Source organism: Streptomyces nymphaeiformis (assembly GCF_014203895.1).
Lineage (GTDB): Bacteria > Actinomycetota > Actinomycetes > Streptomycetales > Streptomycetaceae > Streptomyces > Streptomyces nymphaeiformis.
The window spans coordinates 74,196-88,924 of sequence record NZ_JACHJY010000013.1 but is presented as its reverse complement, the minus strand read 5'-3'; the positions used below and the strand labels follow the sequence as shown (position 1 = coordinate 88,924).

General features: G+C 72.8%; 15 protein-coding genes. 7 read left to right on the top strand and 8 right to left on the bottom strand.

Going from position 1 to position 14,729, the window contains the following annotated elements; translation table 11 throughout:
* The first annotated feature begins 182 nt into the window (after positions 1-182).
* Together GGE06_RS36545 and GGE06_RS36540 are read left to right on the top strand one after the other, a co-directional pair.
* Positions 183-2,489 (top strand): coiled-coil domain-containing protein, encoded by a 2,307-nt coding sequence (locus GGE06_RS36545; protein WP_184932806.1) that lies wholly within the window; start codon positions 183-185, stop codon positions 2,487-2,489.
* A 21-nt stretch (positions 2,490-2,510) separates the two neighbouring features.
* Positions 2,511-3,059, top strand: a complete 549-nt coding sequence (locus GGE06_RS36540; RefSeq protein WP_184932805.1) for a GNAT family N-acetyltransferase — start codon at positions 2,511-2,513, stop codon at positions 3,057-3,059.
* A gap of 18 nt (positions 3,060-3,077) precedes the next feature.
* Here the strand turns inward: GGE06_RS36540 and GGE06_RS36535 are convergent, their stop codons facing one another.
* A complete protein-coding gene (locus GGE06_RS36535; RefSeq protein ID WP_184932804.1) occupies positions 3,078-3,899 on the bottom strand; it encodes an SDR family oxidoreductase in 822 nt (273 codons plus the stop codon).
* A 160-nt stretch (positions 3,900-4,059) separates the two neighbouring features.
* On the opposite strand from GGE06_RS36535, the gene GGE06_RS36530 reads away from it, so the two are divergent.
* Positions 4,060-4,596, top strand: coding sequence for a hypothetical protein (locus GGE06_RS36530; protein WP_116163419.1), 537 nt, complete (start codon positions 4,060-4,062; stop codon positions 4,594-4,596).
* Between the two features lie 27 nt (positions 4,597-4,623).
* On the opposite strand, the gene GGE06_RS36525 is transcribed toward GGE06_RS36530, so the two are convergent.
* Positions 4,624-5,433: an alpha/beta fold hydrolase gene (locus GGE06_RS36525; protein WP_116163417.1), complete on the bottom strand. Its 810-nt coding sequence runs from the start codon at positions 5,431-5,433 to the stop codon at positions 4,624-4,626.
* Positions 5,434-5,514: 81 nt separating this feature from the next.
* Positions 5,515-6,468: an RNA polymerase sigma-70 factor gene (locus GGE06_RS36520; protein WP_116163415.1), complete on the bottom strand. Its 954-nt coding sequence runs from the start codon at positions 6,466-6,468 to the stop codon at positions 5,515-5,517.
* A gap of 181 nt (positions 6,469-6,649) precedes the next feature.
* On the opposite strand from GGE06_RS36520, the gene GGE06_RS36515 reads away from it, so the two are divergent.
* A complete protein-coding gene (locus tag GGE06_RS36515; protein WP_184932803.1) occupies positions 6,650-7,129 on the top strand; it encodes a carboxymuconolactone decarboxylase family protein in 480 nt (159 codons plus the stop codon).
* 71 nt (positions 7,130-7,200) lie between these two features.
* Here the strand turns inward: GGE06_RS36515 and GGE06_RS36510 are convergent, their stop codons facing one another.
* Genes GGE06_RS36510 through GGE06_RS36490 form a run of 5 tightly spaced genes read right to left on the bottom strand, consistent with a single transcriptional unit; the run spans position 7,201 to position 11,886 of the window.
* On the bottom strand, positions 7,201-7,884 hold the full coding sequence (locus GGE06_RS36510; protein ID WP_376773627.1) for an HAD family hydrolase: 684 nt from the start codon (positions 7,882-7,884) through the stop codon (positions 7,201-7,203).
* Entirely contained in the window at positions 7,881-8,966 is a 1,086-nt protein-coding gene (locus tag GGE06_RS36505) for an ABC transporter ATP-binding protein (RefSeq protein ID WP_116163411.1), read from the bottom strand. Before GGE06_RS36505 ends, GGE06_RS36510 begins: the two co-directional genes overlap by 4 nt.
* 3 nt (positions 8,967-8,969) lie before the next feature.
* Entirely contained in the window at positions 8,970-9,893 is a 924-nt protein-coding gene (locus tag GGE06_RS36500) for an ABC transporter permease (protein ID WP_181924740.1), read from the bottom strand.
* Positions 9,881-10,774 (bottom strand): ABC transporter permease, encoded by an 894-nt coding sequence (locus tag GGE06_RS36495; RefSeq protein WP_116163406.1) that lies wholly within the window; start codon positions 10,772-10,774, stop codon positions 9,881-9,883. Before GGE06_RS36495 ends, GGE06_RS36500 begins: the two co-directional genes overlap by 13 nt.
* On the bottom strand, positions 10,774-11,886 hold the full coding sequence (locus tag GGE06_RS36490; RefSeq protein WP_181924911.1) for an ABC transporter substrate-binding protein: 1,113 nt from the start codon (positions 11,884-11,886) through the stop codon (positions 10,774-10,776). The genes GGE06_RS36495 and GGE06_RS36490 overlap by 1 nt, the downstream gene beginning before the upstream one ends.
* Positions 11,887-12,201: 315 nt before the next feature.
* Between GGE06_RS36490 and GGE06_RS36485 the strand changes: the two genes are divergently transcribed.
* The 3 genes from GGE06_RS36485 to GGE06_RS36475 all read left to right on the top strand — a co-directional run bounded on the left by GGE06_RS36485 (position 12,202) and on the right by GGE06_RS36475 (position 14,728).
* Positions 12,202-12,951, top strand: a complete 750-nt coding sequence (locus GGE06_RS36485) for a GntR family transcriptional regulator (protein ID WP_376773625.1) — start codon at positions 12,202-12,204, stop codon at positions 12,949-12,951.
* A gap of 158 nt (positions 12,952-13,109) precedes the next feature.
* Positions 13,110-13,658, top strand: coding sequence for a hypothetical protein (locus tag GGE06_RS36480; RefSeq protein WP_184932802.1), 549 nt, complete (start codon positions 13,110-13,112; stop codon positions 13,656-13,658).
* Positions 13,659-13,753: 95 nt separating this feature from the next.
* The gene (locus GGE06_RS36475) at positions 13,754-14,728 is read left to right on the top strand and encodes a MerR family transcriptional regulator (RefSeq protein WP_116163398.1); all 975 of its coding nucleotides are present in this window, start codon (positions 13,754-13,756) and stop codon (positions 14,726-14,728) included.
* Position 14,729: the final 1 nt, after the last annotated feature.

Here is a 14,729-nt window from a genome sequence, read left to right as displayed (position 1 = left end):
TGACGACGATCCCGGCTCGTGGTGTGTGGCGACCATCGTTGCCCGGCCGTGAGGCGAAAGGGGGAGCTGCGGTGTTGCCGGTTGGAGGTGGCATCGGGGACGCGGCCGGCGGTCGTGTTGCCGACTCAGGTGGCAACACCCGCACCAGGGCGCGTCCCGGTCGCGCGGCGGATACTGCGGGAATGCCTGACAGGACAGTCGAGATGACGGACACGAATCCCGATCGGCGGCGGAAGCCCGCGCAGTTGGCCGCGCTGAAGGACGGCCTGCCCGCCGAGAAGCGCGCACTGGCCGAGGATCTCCGAGCGTTGTTCGGTGCGCTGGGCATCAGTGTCCGGCGGTACGCCGCGCGCCGTCATCTCGACGCGAGTTCCGTGACCCGCTACCTCAACGGCGAGCGCGTTCCGCCGTGGGAGTTCGTCGCCGACCTGGTCGGCACGGTCCGGGAGGTCTCCGCGCCGTTGACGCCCCAGGCCGAGGCCGCGCTGCGGGAGACGCACCGGACGGCGCTGAAGTCGAACCGCCGCAGCAGCAAGGTGCAGGAGCTGCAGGACGAACTGGCCGACGTCGACGAGGAGAGCCGTCGCATCAGGACGCGGCAACGCGCCCTGGAAGAGGCCCTGCTCGACCGGGAGCGCAGTCTCTCCGATTCGCTGCGGCGCTGCGAGAACCTCGAACTGAAGCTGGACGAGCAGCAGTCGGCCCATCGGGCGGATGTGGCGTTGTGGGAGGGCGAGTACGAGCAGCTGCAGAGCGAGTGCGGCGACCTGCGCCAGGAGGTGCTCTTCCTGCAGGAGGCGCTCGCCGTCACGAGGGCCGAGCTGATCGCGGCGGAGGAGCAGTGCCACCGCCTGGAGGCCGAACTCGACGCGCTCGCCGAGCTGGAGCGTCCGGGTGAGGGCGCGTCGTCGTTGATGGCCGCGCTGGAGGCGGCCGACCGTACCGCCTCCGTCGCGGAACTGGTCGCGGTCGTGGGTGACCTGGAGGCCCGTACCCAGCAGGCGATGGCGCGGGAGCTCGTGTCGTCGGCGAGCCGTTCCCGCCGGGTCGAGGAGGTCGCGGCACTCCTTTCGGGCTTACGGCAGGCCGGTCTCCACGCCCATGCGGAGACGGCGGTGCCGGCTCTCGTGATGACACGGCCCGTGGCGGAGACGGCCGCGCTCGCCGCCGCTCTGCACCGGGCGGGCTTCGAGGACGGGGTGGCGACGCTGCTGCGGTCGTCGGTCGAGCTGCACGCGCCGTGCGACATCATCGGTCTCTGTCTCGGTCTGCACCGGGATCAGCTGGGCGAGCTGGCGGAGAGCCTGCTCGGGGCCGCCTTCGTCGTGCGCACGGTGACCGACGTGGTCGCCGTCGTGGTGTGGGCCGCCGGCACCGAGGTCGAGCCGGCGACCCTGTCGGCGCTGGGTCTTGCCGCGGGTCACCGCAGCGCGCAGGAGCTGGCGGAGCTCACCGTCGCCCTGCGCAACGCGGGCCGTGACGGACACGCCCGGTCCCTGCACGACGCGGTGGCGGACCGCGGTGCGGCGAAGGACGTCGTCACCACCGTCGAGTGCTTCACGGCGCGGGGGTTGACCGAGGACGCCGACCGGATCCTCGCGGCGACACAGGACCGGGGGGTGTCCCACGTGCTGTCCCTGGTGAGGTGTCTGGTGCAGGCGGGATACGGCGCGGCCGCGGCGGAGATCGTGGATCGCGCCGTGGAGCGTTGGCAGGTCGACGAGATCGCCGGCCTGATCGCCGCCCTCTACAGCACGGACTGCTTCTCGCAGGCCTCGCAGGCGTTGATGGGTGCCATGCGGCTTTCGGCCGAGTCGACGCGGTTCCTCTTCCGCTACCTGGACGACGTGTACCCCGGTGCCGAGGCGGTGGTGGAGATGGTCTCCGCTTCGGGCAGTCCCGAGCGGGCCGCGTATCTGCTGACGTCCCTGGATCGCGGTGGCCTTCCGTCGCTGGCCGAGGCGGTGTTCCAGCAGACCGTGGAGCAGCGGCCGACCGGATACGCGGGGCTCTTCCTCCAGGTGCTGGCCGTGTCGGACGCCGCGGTGATGCGGGAGTCCGCCTTGTACGACCGGGCGTGCGCGGACCCCGGGCCGGAGATGGCGCCCCTCCTGCTCGCGCTGGCCGCCGCCCGTCTCTTCCCGGCCGTCGACGCGGTGGCGCGGGGCTGCGCCGGCAGCCGGGACCCGGGAGGCCTCGTCCTGCTGCTCAAGCGGCTCCACCACCTCGACCATCCCAGTCAGCCACGGGCCGAGAGCGTCGTCGTCCGGATCGTCGAGACCGTCGTGGACGGCTGGGAGGTGGACGAGCAGGTGAATCTGGCGGTCGCCCTGGCCCAGGCCGGACTGGCGCAGGACGCCGACCTGTTCACCCGCCAGGCCTCCGGTCGGCCGCGGTTCAGGAACGCCTTGAGGAACGAACAGAACAAGCACGCGCAGAAGGTCTTCTCCCGCACCTTCTGGAGAAAGGGAGCTCCGGGCGGGGAGTGACACGTGCCCTAACGTGGGGGCATGCCCACGACGACGCCACGGGTGGCACTGCACCCGCTCACGCACTCCGACCAGGACGAGTTCTGCACGCTCGTGCGGGCCAGCTCGACGCTGCACCATCCATGGATGCAGCTGCCCGCGACCGCGGCGGAGTTCCAGGACTGGATGCACCGCTTCGACGACGGCGGCAACCTGGGCTTCCTGATACGCGTGCGGGAGACCGGCGAGGCCGCCGGCATGGTCAACATCAACTCGGTCATCCGGGGCCGCTACCAGGGCGCGTCCCTCGGCTACGCGGCCTTCGCCCCGTCCGCCGGGTCCGGGTACATGACCGAGGGCGTCGCCCTGACCCTTCAGCACGCCTTCAGCGAACTGCGGCTCCACCGCCTGGAGGCCTGCATCCAGCCGGGGAACAAGGCGTCCCTGGCCCTGGTCCAGCGGCTGGGCTTCCGCTTCGAAGGGGTCTCGCCCGCCTACCTCTACATCGACGGGGACTGGCGCGACCACGAGCGCTGGGCCGTCAACGCCCCACGGCCGTGGACACCCGATCCGTCCCTGCCCGAGGTCTGAGCCGCGGGCGGCGTGACCTCATCCGGCGAGGAACTCCCGTGCTCCCCTGAGGCGGGTGGCGAGGCGGCGCCGGGTCGCGCGGCCGTCGAGGACGATGCGGAGGCCGCCGGGCAGGTCCGTGTCGGCGCGGCGGCCGGTCGCGAGGCGTGAGGCGTCGAGGCCGTCCCGCCGGGCGATGAGCGTGCCGAGTTCGTGTCGGGTGACGGCCTCCGGGCCTGCCAGGTGGAAGACGCCGGTCGCGTCGGACCCGGTGAGTTCCCAGAGCGCGGCGGCCAGGTCCCGTACGTGGACGGGGCAGCGGACGTCGTCGGTGAACAGGACTCCGCGACGTGTGCCCGCCACCAGGTGGTGGACCCTGCGCTCGTGCTCGGACCGGCCGTCGCCGACGATCAGCGAGGTCCGCGCGACGACCGCGTCCGCGCACAGCAGCCGTACGGCGGTCTCGGCCGTCGCCTTCGCCGCCCCGTACGGGCTGACCGGGTCCGGCTCGCAGGTCTCGTCGTACGGGTCGGGGCGGCCCGCGAACACGGCGTCGGTGGAGACGTGCACCAGCCGGATGCCCCGTTCCGCGGCCGTCCGGGCCAGACGCACGCCGCCCTCGGCGGTGATCGCCCAGTCCGCCCCGCCGCTGCTCGCGTTGATCACGGCGCTGGGCTCCACCGCGTCCAGGAGCTCCCGCAGGCGGGTGGGATCGCGCAGATCCAGGCGATGCCACGTCACCCCGGGTGCCTCACCCGGGCGTGAGTGGAAGGTGGCGGCCGTGTCCCGGCCCGCCGCACGTCCCTGGCGGGCGAGTTCGGTGCCGAGGTGACCACTGCCGCCGACGATCAGTACCGTCATGCCGCACCACGCTATGCCCACGACGCGGCGAGCGGTACGGACTTCTCTCCGATGTCACCCCTCAGGGGCTTTCCTCGGGATTTACCGGACCCAGGGCAGGTCAGCGGTCTAGCGTATTGGCATACCATGCCGCCGGCCGCTGTCATACGAGGAGAACCCTGTGCCATCGTCCTGCGACCCCCAGTACGCCCCCGCCGGTGATGTGAGTGCGGCGATGATGCTGGTCGACTCCCGGCTGAAAGCCATCTACGACGGCAGAACCGAGATCGATCCCGAACGGCGCAGGCTGGATGAGCAGTTCACCGCGTCCCTCGGGCCCACGGGGGCCCAGGACCTACTCGACGGCGTGTGCACGATCATCTTCATGTACATGAAGTGGCTGCGGTTGGCCTGCGAGGAGCACGACAAGGACGTGGTCGAGTACGTCGTGCCCAACCTGGTGACCACGATGCTCCGGATGTCGAGGAGCATCCGGCCCGCGGCCGTCCCCACCATGGCCGGCCTGGCCATCGCGGCGGGCACCGGCCTCAGCCCGAGCCTGTGGCGTCAGCAGTACGGGGACTGGACCCGGGACGAGATGAACGCCCTGGAGGCCACCGCGTTCCTCCTGGCGGAGGTCATCAACCGGATCACCGACGACGAGGACTTCGCCACCCGCCTGGTCACCGACGCCCTGACGAGCGCCGACCGGTCCTGACGCGCAGGCGTCGTCCTCACGTCATCCTCACATACGGTCGGCCATGAAGGCCGTCAGGTCCCGGAGCACGCGCTCCGGGGCCTCCCAGTACGGGACGTGGCCCACGCCCTCGTAGACCAGGAGGCGGGAGTCGGGGATCGTGTCGAGGATCGTCTGCTGGTCCTCGCGGGTCAGGAGGGGGTCCCGGTCGCCCCAGACGACCAGGGTGGGCACGAGGATCCCCGCGAGGGTGGCCCGGAGGTCGGTCTCCAGGAGTCCCCGCAGGGTCTCGCGCCAGACGTGGGCCGGGGCCTTGAGGTTCTCGTCGGCGACGGTCTTCAGGAAGCCGCGTGCCACCGGGGTCGCCGTCAGACCGTCGGCGAAGTCCATGGCGAGTGCGGGATCCACGGGGTCCCGCAACTCCCGTACGGTCTCCCAGAACGCGGCGGCCTGCGGCTTGTCGGCGAGCGTCGCCGGGACGCCGAGCAGGACGAGGCCGGCCACGCGGTCCGGTCGGCGGCCCGCGACGATGCGGGCCTGCACCCCGCCGCTCGATCCTCCGACCAGTACGGCCCGCTCGATGCCCACGCTGTCCAGGAAGGCGACCAGGTCCTCGGCGAAGTCCTCCGGCAGGTAGCCGTCGGGCGGCTTGTCGGCGTCGCCGTGGCCCCGCTGGGTGGGGGCGTACGCGTGCAGGCCGGGAGGCAGGCCGCGCAGGAGGGGCTCGAACGTCCACCAGGAGTCCAGATAGCCGTGCACCAGGACGAGCGGTACGCCCCCCGGGCTGCCGGCCTCCGCGTACGGAAGCGTCGGACGCCCCTCCCCCAGGACGGCGCTGTGCACGGCGACGGCGGCCATCGGCGGCCCTCCTCACCTCTCCTTCCTCCAGGATAGGAAGGAGAAGGGGTGGGGGGACAGTCGGGGCGCTCGCCGGGGGGCTCAGCGGCTCAGGGCGGTCTCGCCTGCCAGGTACGACAGCTTCTCGGGGTTGCGCACGGCGTAGAGGCCGGTGATGAGGCCGTCGTCGACGCGCATCGCGAGGACGGTGTCGATCTCCCCGCCCAGCCGGACGATCAGCGCCGGATCGCCGTTGATCCCGGCCGGCTCGAGTACCGCCACGGCGGCGATCCTGCCCAGGACCCGTACCACCTCGTCGGCGCCCACGACGGGCGCCAGGGCGGCCCGTACGACCCCGCCGCCGTCGGTCAGCAGGACGACGTCCGGGGCGAGGACGTCGAGCAGGCGTCGCAGGTCTCCCGTCTCGACCGCGCGGCGGAACGCGTCGACGGTGCGGCGGGTCTCCGCTGCGGAGGCGACGCCGCGCGGCCGGCGCGCCGCGACGTGGGCCCGCGCCCGGTGGGCGATCTGGCGGACGGCGGCCGGGGTCTTCCCGACGGCTTCGGCGATCTCGTCGTGTCCCAGGTCGAACACCTCGCGCAGGACGAACACCGCCCGTTCGGTCGGGGTGAGGGTCTCCAGGACGAGCAGCATCGCCATCGAGACGCTGTCGGCCAGTTCGGCGTCCTCGGCGACGTCGGGCGTCGTCAGCAACGGCTCGGGCAGCCAGGGGCCGAGGTAGGACTCCTTGCGGCGGCCGAGCGTGCGCAGGTGGGTCAGCGCCTGGCGGGTGGTGATCCGGACGAGGTACGCGCGCTGGTCGCGTACGGTGCCGGGGTCGACGCCCACCCAGCGCAGCCAGGTCTCCTGCAGGACGTCCTCGGCGTCGGCGGCGGAGCCGAGCATCTCGTAGGCGACGGTGAAGAGCAGTCTGCGGTGGGCGACGAACGCCTCGGTGACGTCACGCGTCGCGTCCTGCCTCGAACGGTCTCCCCTCGTCCCGTCGTCCCTCGTCCCCTCGTGCCTCGTCCGGTCGTCCCTCTTCCGGTCGTTCATCGCCCGCTCCCGCCCGTTCGCTCTCGTGTGCGCCGTGCACCAGACGCCGGCCGGCGTCGTTCTGTGACACCCGGTTCCGGTGATCCAGGCCACAGTGCCGTGCCGTCACACGGAGCGGGGCGGCGGCGTCTTGTGGTCACCCCGTGCGACGGCGCACGGCATCACGGATGAGGACGACGTCATGGAACCCCGTTTCAACCTGTTCGACAGCCCCACCTCCGCGAAGGTCGCCAAGCGGTTCTACAACGCCTCCCTGGCGCTGGAGGAGTCGACGCTGCCGAAGTCCCTGCGGGAGCTGGTGCAGCTGAGGGTCGGCCAGATCAACGGCTGCGGATTCTGCGTGGACGCCCACGCGAAGGAGGCCGCGGCCGAGGGCGAGTCTGCCGTACGGCTGAGTCTGGTCGCCGCCTGGCGGCACAGCACCGTGTTCACCGAGGCGGAGCGGGCGGCGCTCGCGCTCGCCGAGGAGGGCACGCGGCTCGGCGAGCACGGCGTGTCCGACGAGACCTGGGCCGAGGTGCGCAAGCACTACGACGACGACCAGGTCGGCGCGCTGGTCTGCGTCGTGGCGCTGATCAACGCGGCCACCCGGATGGCCGTGATCGTGCGCAACCTGGGCGGCTCGTACGAGCCCGGGGTCTTCGCCCGTACGGCCGGCTGACCGGCGGAGAAGGGCGCGGGCCCGTTCCTGGATCGCTCGATCCCGGAACGGGCCCGCCGCGCGTGTTCGGATCAGCCCTGTACCGCGCTTCTGGCCGCCGCCCCGTCGTGGACGTGGCGGCGCAGGCTGTCGAGGGTCACGTCCTCGAGGCTTTCGGCGAAGATCCGGCCGGGGCCCTGCGGCACCGGCAGGAGGGAGGGGACGACCAGGACGGCGCAGCCCGCGGCGTCGGCCGAGGCCGCTCCGTCCGGGGAGTCCTCGACGGCCACGCACGCCTCCGTGGGGACGCCGAGCCGTTCGGCGGCCGCGCGGTACGGGTCGGGGTGCGGCTTGGTCCGTACGGTGTCGTCGGCGGAGAGCGTGAGCGCGAAGGGGACGTGCGCGAGCGCGCCGCCGACGACCGAGTCGACGACCGAGCGGGGCGAGGCGCTGACCAGCGCGAACGGCAGGCCGGCCCGGTCCAGTTCGGCGAGGAGGCGGTCCGCTCCCGGGCGCATCGGGGCGCCCTCGTCGACGCGCTTCTGGAAGGCGGTGGTCAGTGCCGTCGCGACACCGTCCGGGTCGCTCGCGCCGGTGGTGCGCACGAGGTGGGCGGCGGTGTCCTCGACGGCGCGTCCGACGACCTCGGGCGCGTCGGTCTCGGTGAGCCGGTGGCCGAGCCCGGCGGCGATCTCCTCCACGACCTCCCACCACAGGACCTCGGTGTCGACGAGGGTGCCGTCCATGTCGAAGAGGACGGCGGCGAGTCCGCTCACCGCTCCGCCCTCGGGACGACGAGTGCGGGGTGCGGGGCGATGCCGACGGTGGCGCGGGTGCCGGGGGTGAGGTCGCCGGCGTCGCGCGACGGGAGGTCGGCCTTGACCGTCGTACCGCGGTGGTCGAGGTGGACGCGGGTGACGGAGCCGAAGAAGGACGTCGAGACGATCACGGCCTCGCCTTCGGTGTCGGCGGTCACGGTGATGTTCTCGGGGCGGACGAGCACCTCGACGTCGCGGGTGTCGGGGACGTCTCCGTCGACGGGGAGGCGGCTGCCCGCGGCCTCCACGTGTCCGGAGTCGGTGAGGTGGCCCGGGAGGCGGTTCATGGTGCCGACGAACTCGGCGACGAAGGCGGTCGCGGGCCGGCGGTACAGCTCGGCCGGGGCGGCGCACTGCTCCAGCTTCCCGGCGTTGAGGACGGCGACGCGGTCCGCCATGGACAGCGCCTCCTCCTGGTCGTGGGTGACGAACACGGTGGTGATGCCGAGGGAGAGCTGGAGCCGTCGGATCTCCTCGCGCAGGCTGAGCCGGACCTTGGCGTCGAGTGCCGAGAGCGGCTCGTCCAGGAGCAGGACGCGGGGCCGGAGCGCGAGGGCGCGGGCGAGGGCGACGCGCTGCTGCTGGCCGCCGGACATCTGGTGCGGGTAGCGGTCGCCGTGCTCGGGAAGGCCGACGAGGTCGAGGAGTTCGGCGGCGCGGGCGTGGCGCTCGGCCGCCTTGGCCTTGCGGACGCGGAGGCCGAAGGCGACGTTGTCGCGGGCGGTGAGGTTGGGGAAGAGGCTGTACGACTGGAAGACCATGCCGGCGTCGCGGCGGTTGGCCGGTACGTGGGTGATGTCCGCCCCGTCCACGAGGACCTCGCCGGAGTCGGGCCGTTCGAAGCCGGCCAGGACCCGCAGGGCGGTGGTCTTGCCGCAGCCCGACGGGCCGAGGAGCGCGAGGAGTTCGCCGGGTTCGACGGTCAGGTCGAGGCCGTCGAGGGCGGTGGTGGTGCCGAACGCGCGGCGCAGGCCGCGGAATTCGACGCGGGCCCCGGTGGCGGCGGTGGACTCCGTCCGTTCCGCTGTGGCAGAGGTCATGGGTCAGGACTCCTTGCGGGAGGTGCGGGGGGCTCCGGGCGTGCCGGTCGGGGCGGTTCCGGCCCGGGACAGGACGAGGAGCAGTGCCCAGGTGATGAGGAGGCTCAGGAGGGAGACGGCCACCGACATGCGGGCCTGGGCTCCGGAGATGGAGACGATCCACACGGCGAAGGGCCGGAAGCCGAGGATCGAGGCGGTGGTGAACTCGCCGAGGACGAGCGCGAGGGTGAGGAAGGCGGCGCCGGCGAGCGAGGAGCGCAGGTTGGGCAGGATCACCCGCAGCATGACGTACGGCCAGGAGGCTCCGCAGTTGCGGGCGGCCTCGACGAGCGTGGGGACGTCGACGGCGCGCAGTCCCGCGTCGAGGGAGCGGTACACGAACGGCAGGGCCATGACGGTGTACGCGAGGACCAGGACGAAGGGGAAGTCCTCGTTCTGGACGGCGAGGAACGTCTGGTAGAGCGGGGTCCGCGACAGGTGGTCGGGGCCCCAGCGCAGGACGGTGCTGATGCCGGTGACGAGGGCGATCGGCGGCACCACGAGCGGCAGCATGCACATCACCTCGACGACCGGCCGCAGGCGCGGCGCGCCGAGCCGGACGGCCACCAGGGCGGGCACCGCGAGCAGCAGGGACAGCGCGATGGTGGCGGCGGCGAGGCCGAGGGAGAGCAGCAGGCTCTCGGTGAACCCGTCGGCGGAGAGCAGCGCGGTGTACGCCTCGAAGGAGACGCCCTGGCCGGGGGTGTGCACGGTGAACACGAACGAGGCGACGAGCGGGACGAGGAAGTACGCGCCGCCGAGGCCGAGGACGAGTCCGCGCCACACGCGGGGGCGGCGCCGGGTCCGTACGGGTGCGGTGGACCGTGCCGCCGGGCGCGTCCCGGACTCCGGGGTGACGTCCGGGGCGGTGGGGGTCATCGCAGCCATCGGGCGCTCCTGCGCTGGAGGGGGAGGTAGATCGCCATGACCAGGCCGGCGATCAGGATCATGTCGAGGCCGAGGGCGAGGGCGACGTTCTCCTGGCCGACCATGACGTTGCCGGAGAGGGCGTCGGCGATCTTGAGGGTGACCAGCGGTACGGAGCCGCCGACGAGGGCCGCCGCGGTGGCGTGGGCGGCGAAGGCGCTGCCGAAGAGCAGCACGAACCCGCCGAGCAGCGAGGGCGCGAGGACCGGGATGCCGACGTGGCGCCAGTACTGCCGGCCGCCGGCGCCCGCGTTCTGCGCGGCTTCCCGCCACTGGGGGCGCAGGCCGTCGAGGGCGGGCATGATCACGAGGACCATGAGGGGGATGAGGAAGTACAGGTAGACGACGGCGAGGCCGCCGAAGGAGTACAGGTTCCAGCCGAGGCTGGTCAGGTCGGCGAGCTGGGTGACGACGCCGGAGATGCCGACGGTCGCGATGAACGCGAACGCGAGGGGGACGCCGCCGAAGTTGGCGAGGACGCCGGAGGCGGTGAGGACGGCGCTGCGCAGGGCCTGGGAGCGGGAGGTGACGACGGCCTGGGCGATGAGGACGCCGAGGACCGAGCCGATCAGGGCGGTGAGCGCGGAGAGTTGCACGCTGCCGACGAGGGAGCCGAGGTAGGGGCCCTGGAGCGAGCGGCTCAGGTGCTCGCCGGTCAGGGCGGTGGCGCCGGTGGCCGGATCGGTGCGGGTGACGGCGCCGAACAGGAGGGCGCCGAGGGGCAGTCCGAAGGCGAGGGCCGTGAAGGCGATCAGGGGGAGGGCGGCGAGCCAGGTGCGGGGGCCGCGCCGCCGGCGGCTGGTGCCGCCGGCGGTTCCCTCGGTGGGGGTGGCTGAGGACATCAGGAGAGGGCCTTGTCCCACTTCTCGGCGAGGGTGGCCTTGGCCTTGTCGAGCTCGGCGGAGGCCGGGAAGGAGGGGGTGCCCTCGACCTTGGGGAGCTTGGCCAGGAGCGTCTTGTCGGCGGTGCCGTCGGTGGTCATGGCCGGCAGCAGGACGGGGCGGGCGTAGCCCTTGAGCCAGAGGTTCTGGCCCTCGGTGCTGTAGAGGAACTCCATCCACAGGCGGGCGGCGGCGGGGTGCGGGGCGTCCTTGTTGAGGGCCTGGGAGTAGAACTGGGCGTACACGCCGTCGGTCGGGACGGCGACCTGCCAGTCGACGCCCTTGCCCTTGAACTGGTCGGCGTAGCCGGCGTTGAGGTAGTCCCAGTCGATGCTGATGGGCGTCTCGCCCTTCTCGACCGTGGCGGGGGTGGACTCGACGGGGATGAAGTTGCCGCTCTTCTTCAGCTTGCCGAAGAAGTCGATGCCGGGCTGGATGTCCGCGAAGGAGCCCTTGTTGGCGAGGCTGGCCGCGTACACGCCGCCGAAGGCGGAACCGGACTTGGTCGGGTTGCCGTTGAGGGCGACCTTGCCCTTGTACTCGGGCTTGAGGAGGTCCGCGAAGGTCTTGGGGCAGTTCGGGATGCGCTTGGCGTCGCAGCCGATGGAGACGTAGCCGCCGTAGTCGTTGTACCAGCGGCCGTCGGCGTCCTTCTGCGCGTCGGGGATCTTGTCCCAGGGCTCGACCTTGTACGGGGCGAAGAGGCCCTCCTCGGCGCCGCTGCGGGCGAAGGCGATGCCCAGGTCGAGGACGTCGGGGGCGCGCTTCTGGCCCTTGCGGGACTTGACGGCGGCGATCTCGTCGGCGCTGGCGGCGTCCGGGTTCTCGCTCTCGACCTTGATGCCGTACTTCGTCTCGAACGCCTTGATCAGCTCGCCGTAGTTGGCCCAGTCCGGCGGCAGCGCGATGACGTGCAGCGCGCCTTCCTGCTTCGCCGCCTTGACGAGGGCGTCCATGCCTCCGAAGTCCTTGGCCGACGTCGCGGTGGCCGACTTCGCGCCCTCGGCGCCGGCGGCGCCCTCGGGAGCGGCACCACAGGCGGTGACGGTGGTGAGGACGACGGCGCCGAGCAGGAATGCGGCGCCGCGGACGGGGGTTCTGCGCACGGGTTTCTCCCAGAAGCAAATGGGGCGGCTGAAGCGAGGGTCGGAACTTGTCTGAACAAGCCGCCCTTAGTTCGCCCGCGCTTCCTGTCCGGAAAATGAACGGGACATGGCCGAATCCGGTCGCCTCCCGGAAGAGCCGGGTGCAGTGAACCCCGGGTGACGTCCGTGGACTTGAGATGAACCGGGAGAGCGATCCGGTGCCTGATCGGCGGGTTAGGGTGGGTGTCGGGACTGCACGCGCCGTGACGTGCTGCGCACAGCCAAGGACGAGATGGGGGCATTGTGACGACGCTCTACGTGGAGATCGCGGAGGAACTCCGCCGCTCGATCCTCAACGGCGAGTACCCCGTCGGCGCCCGCCTGCCCTCCGAGAGCGACCTCGCCGACCGCTGGTCCGCCTCGCGCGGCACGGTGCGCCAGGCCGTCGCCGTGCTCACCGCGGAGGGCATCATCGGCTCCCGGCAGGGCGCCCGGCGCATCGTGCTCCGCCGGGAACGCCGGCACAGCTTCGCCGAGCTCCACAGCTTCGCCCAGTGGGCCCGCACGATGGGTTACCGGTCGGCGAGCCGCTTCCTCCACCGCGAGCGCCGCCGGGCCACGCCCGAGGAGGCACGCCGCCTCGCGCTCCCGGAGGGCGCCGCGGTCCTGGACGTCCTGCGGCTGCGCTGCCTGGACGACGAACCGGTGATGGTGGAACGCACCGCGTACGCGGAGTGGGTCGCGCCCAGCGTCGAATCCCTGCCCGTCGACTGCGCCTCCATCATGGACAGCATGGCCGAGGACGCGGGGATCATCGCCCACTACGGCGAGCACCTCATCGACGCCGTCCCCGCCGGGAGCGACGACGCCCGTCTGCTCCGCGTCCGCCGGGGCAGCCCGCTGCTGCGCCAGCGCCACCTGACGAGCAACCAGGACGGCCGCCCGATCGAATGGACCGAGGACCGCTACCGCGCGGGCAGCGTCACCTTCAACGTCAGCAACTCGGTCGGCACCGCCCCCCTGGTCAGGGATCCCGGCTCCCTGCTGATGTGACACCGGGAGCACCTCACCCGCCACGAGCCCCGGCCGCATCCGCGCCGCCCTCGCGCCCGGAAGTCGTAGGTGACGGACACCGCCGGACCGGGGACGCCGGCAGGCGCCGGTCCGGCGGACGGGCGCCACCGCGCCAGGGACGAAGAGGAGGTGTCGCCATGGGCTCGTCGGATGCCGTGCGGTACGACGCGGTGATCATCGGGGCGGGGGCCGCCGGGCTCGCCTGCGCGGCCGGCCTGCTCCCGGGCCTCCGTGTGCCGGAGGGCCGAACGGTCACGACGCTCTACCACGCCCCGGCCGAACCGCCCACGACGGAACCCCTCCTCTTCGTCGACTCCCGGCGCCGGTTCCTGAACACCTGTGTCCCGAGCGCCGTCCAGCCCGGGTTCTCGCCCGACGGCAGGGCCCTGGTGTCCACTTCGGTGCTCGGCTCCCCCGGCCCGGCGGAGACGGCGGCGGTCCTGCGGGCCGTGGGCGAGGTGTACGGCGCGGAGACGAGTCACTGGGAGCTCGTCCACCGCGTCACCGTCCCCGGCGCACTGCCCGCGATGGACGGCCCCGTCCCGCTGTCACGGACCACGCGGTTCGCCCCCGGTCGGTACGTGTGGGGGGACCACCGGGCCACCGGTTCGCTCCAGGGGGCGCTGGCCTCGGGGGCGTGTGCGGCCCGCGAGGTGCTCGAGGACCTCGCCGGCCACGGGCCCTGAGGGGCCGGCTCCCGCGTCCGACGTGGCCCGATTCCGAAACGCTTCGCGTCCCCGTGCCTGACCTTCGCATCGATTCCGCATCGTATGGTGGGAGCATGTCCGACACAGCCCACGGGATCACGACGGGCGCCGTGGCACGGCGGCTGGGCGTCTCCCCCACCACCGTGCGTTCCTGGGACCAGCGGTACGGCATCGGACCCGCCGCGCGGGTGGACGGACGCCACAGGCGGTGGAGCCCCGCCGACGTCGCGATGCTCGAGGAGATGTGCCGGCTCACGGCGTCGGGCGTCCCGCCCGCCGAGGCGGCACGGGCCGCCCAGCAGGTCCGGACCGGCGCGGAGACCGCCGTGGACGTGCCTCCGGCAAGGACCGGGCGCGCCGGTCCCGGCAGCGGCCTGCCTCTGGGTGACGTACGGCAGGAGTGCCGCGGACTCGCCCGTGCCGCCGTGCGCCTCGACGCCCCGGCCATGGAAAGGCTGCTCCGGGAGGTGCTCGCGGAGCACGGGCTGGTCACCGCGTGGGAGGAGGTCATGGCCCCGACGCTGCACGCGGTGGGCCGGAAGTGGGAATCGTCCGACGACCGCTACGTCGAGGTGGAGCACCTGCTCTCCTGGCACGTCTCCACGGCGCTGCGGCGGGCCGCCTCGACCGGACCGGCGATCGCTTCCCCGACCGCTCCGGTCGTCCTGGCCTGCGTGCCCGCGGAGCAGCACACGCTGCCCCTGGAGGCGCTCGCCGCGGGACTCGCGGAAAGGGGCCTGCCGACGCGGATGTTCGGCGCGGCCGTGCCCGCGGAAGCCCTCGACGCGGCGGTGCGTCGGTCCGGGCCGGCTGCCGTCGCCCTCTGGTCCCAGGCGAGATCCACCGCCGACCACGCGCTGGCCCGGCACGTCGCGACCACGGCCTTCGGCGTCCGGGGGGCACGCACGGCTCCTCTGGTCCTCCTCGCGGGCCCCGGCTGGCTCGGACGGCCGCCCGCTCCCGGCACGGTGCGTCCCACCGGACTGCGCGAGGCGATCGGCGTGATCTCCCGGCTGTACGGGGGGCCGGCCGGAGACGCCGCAGGCTGAC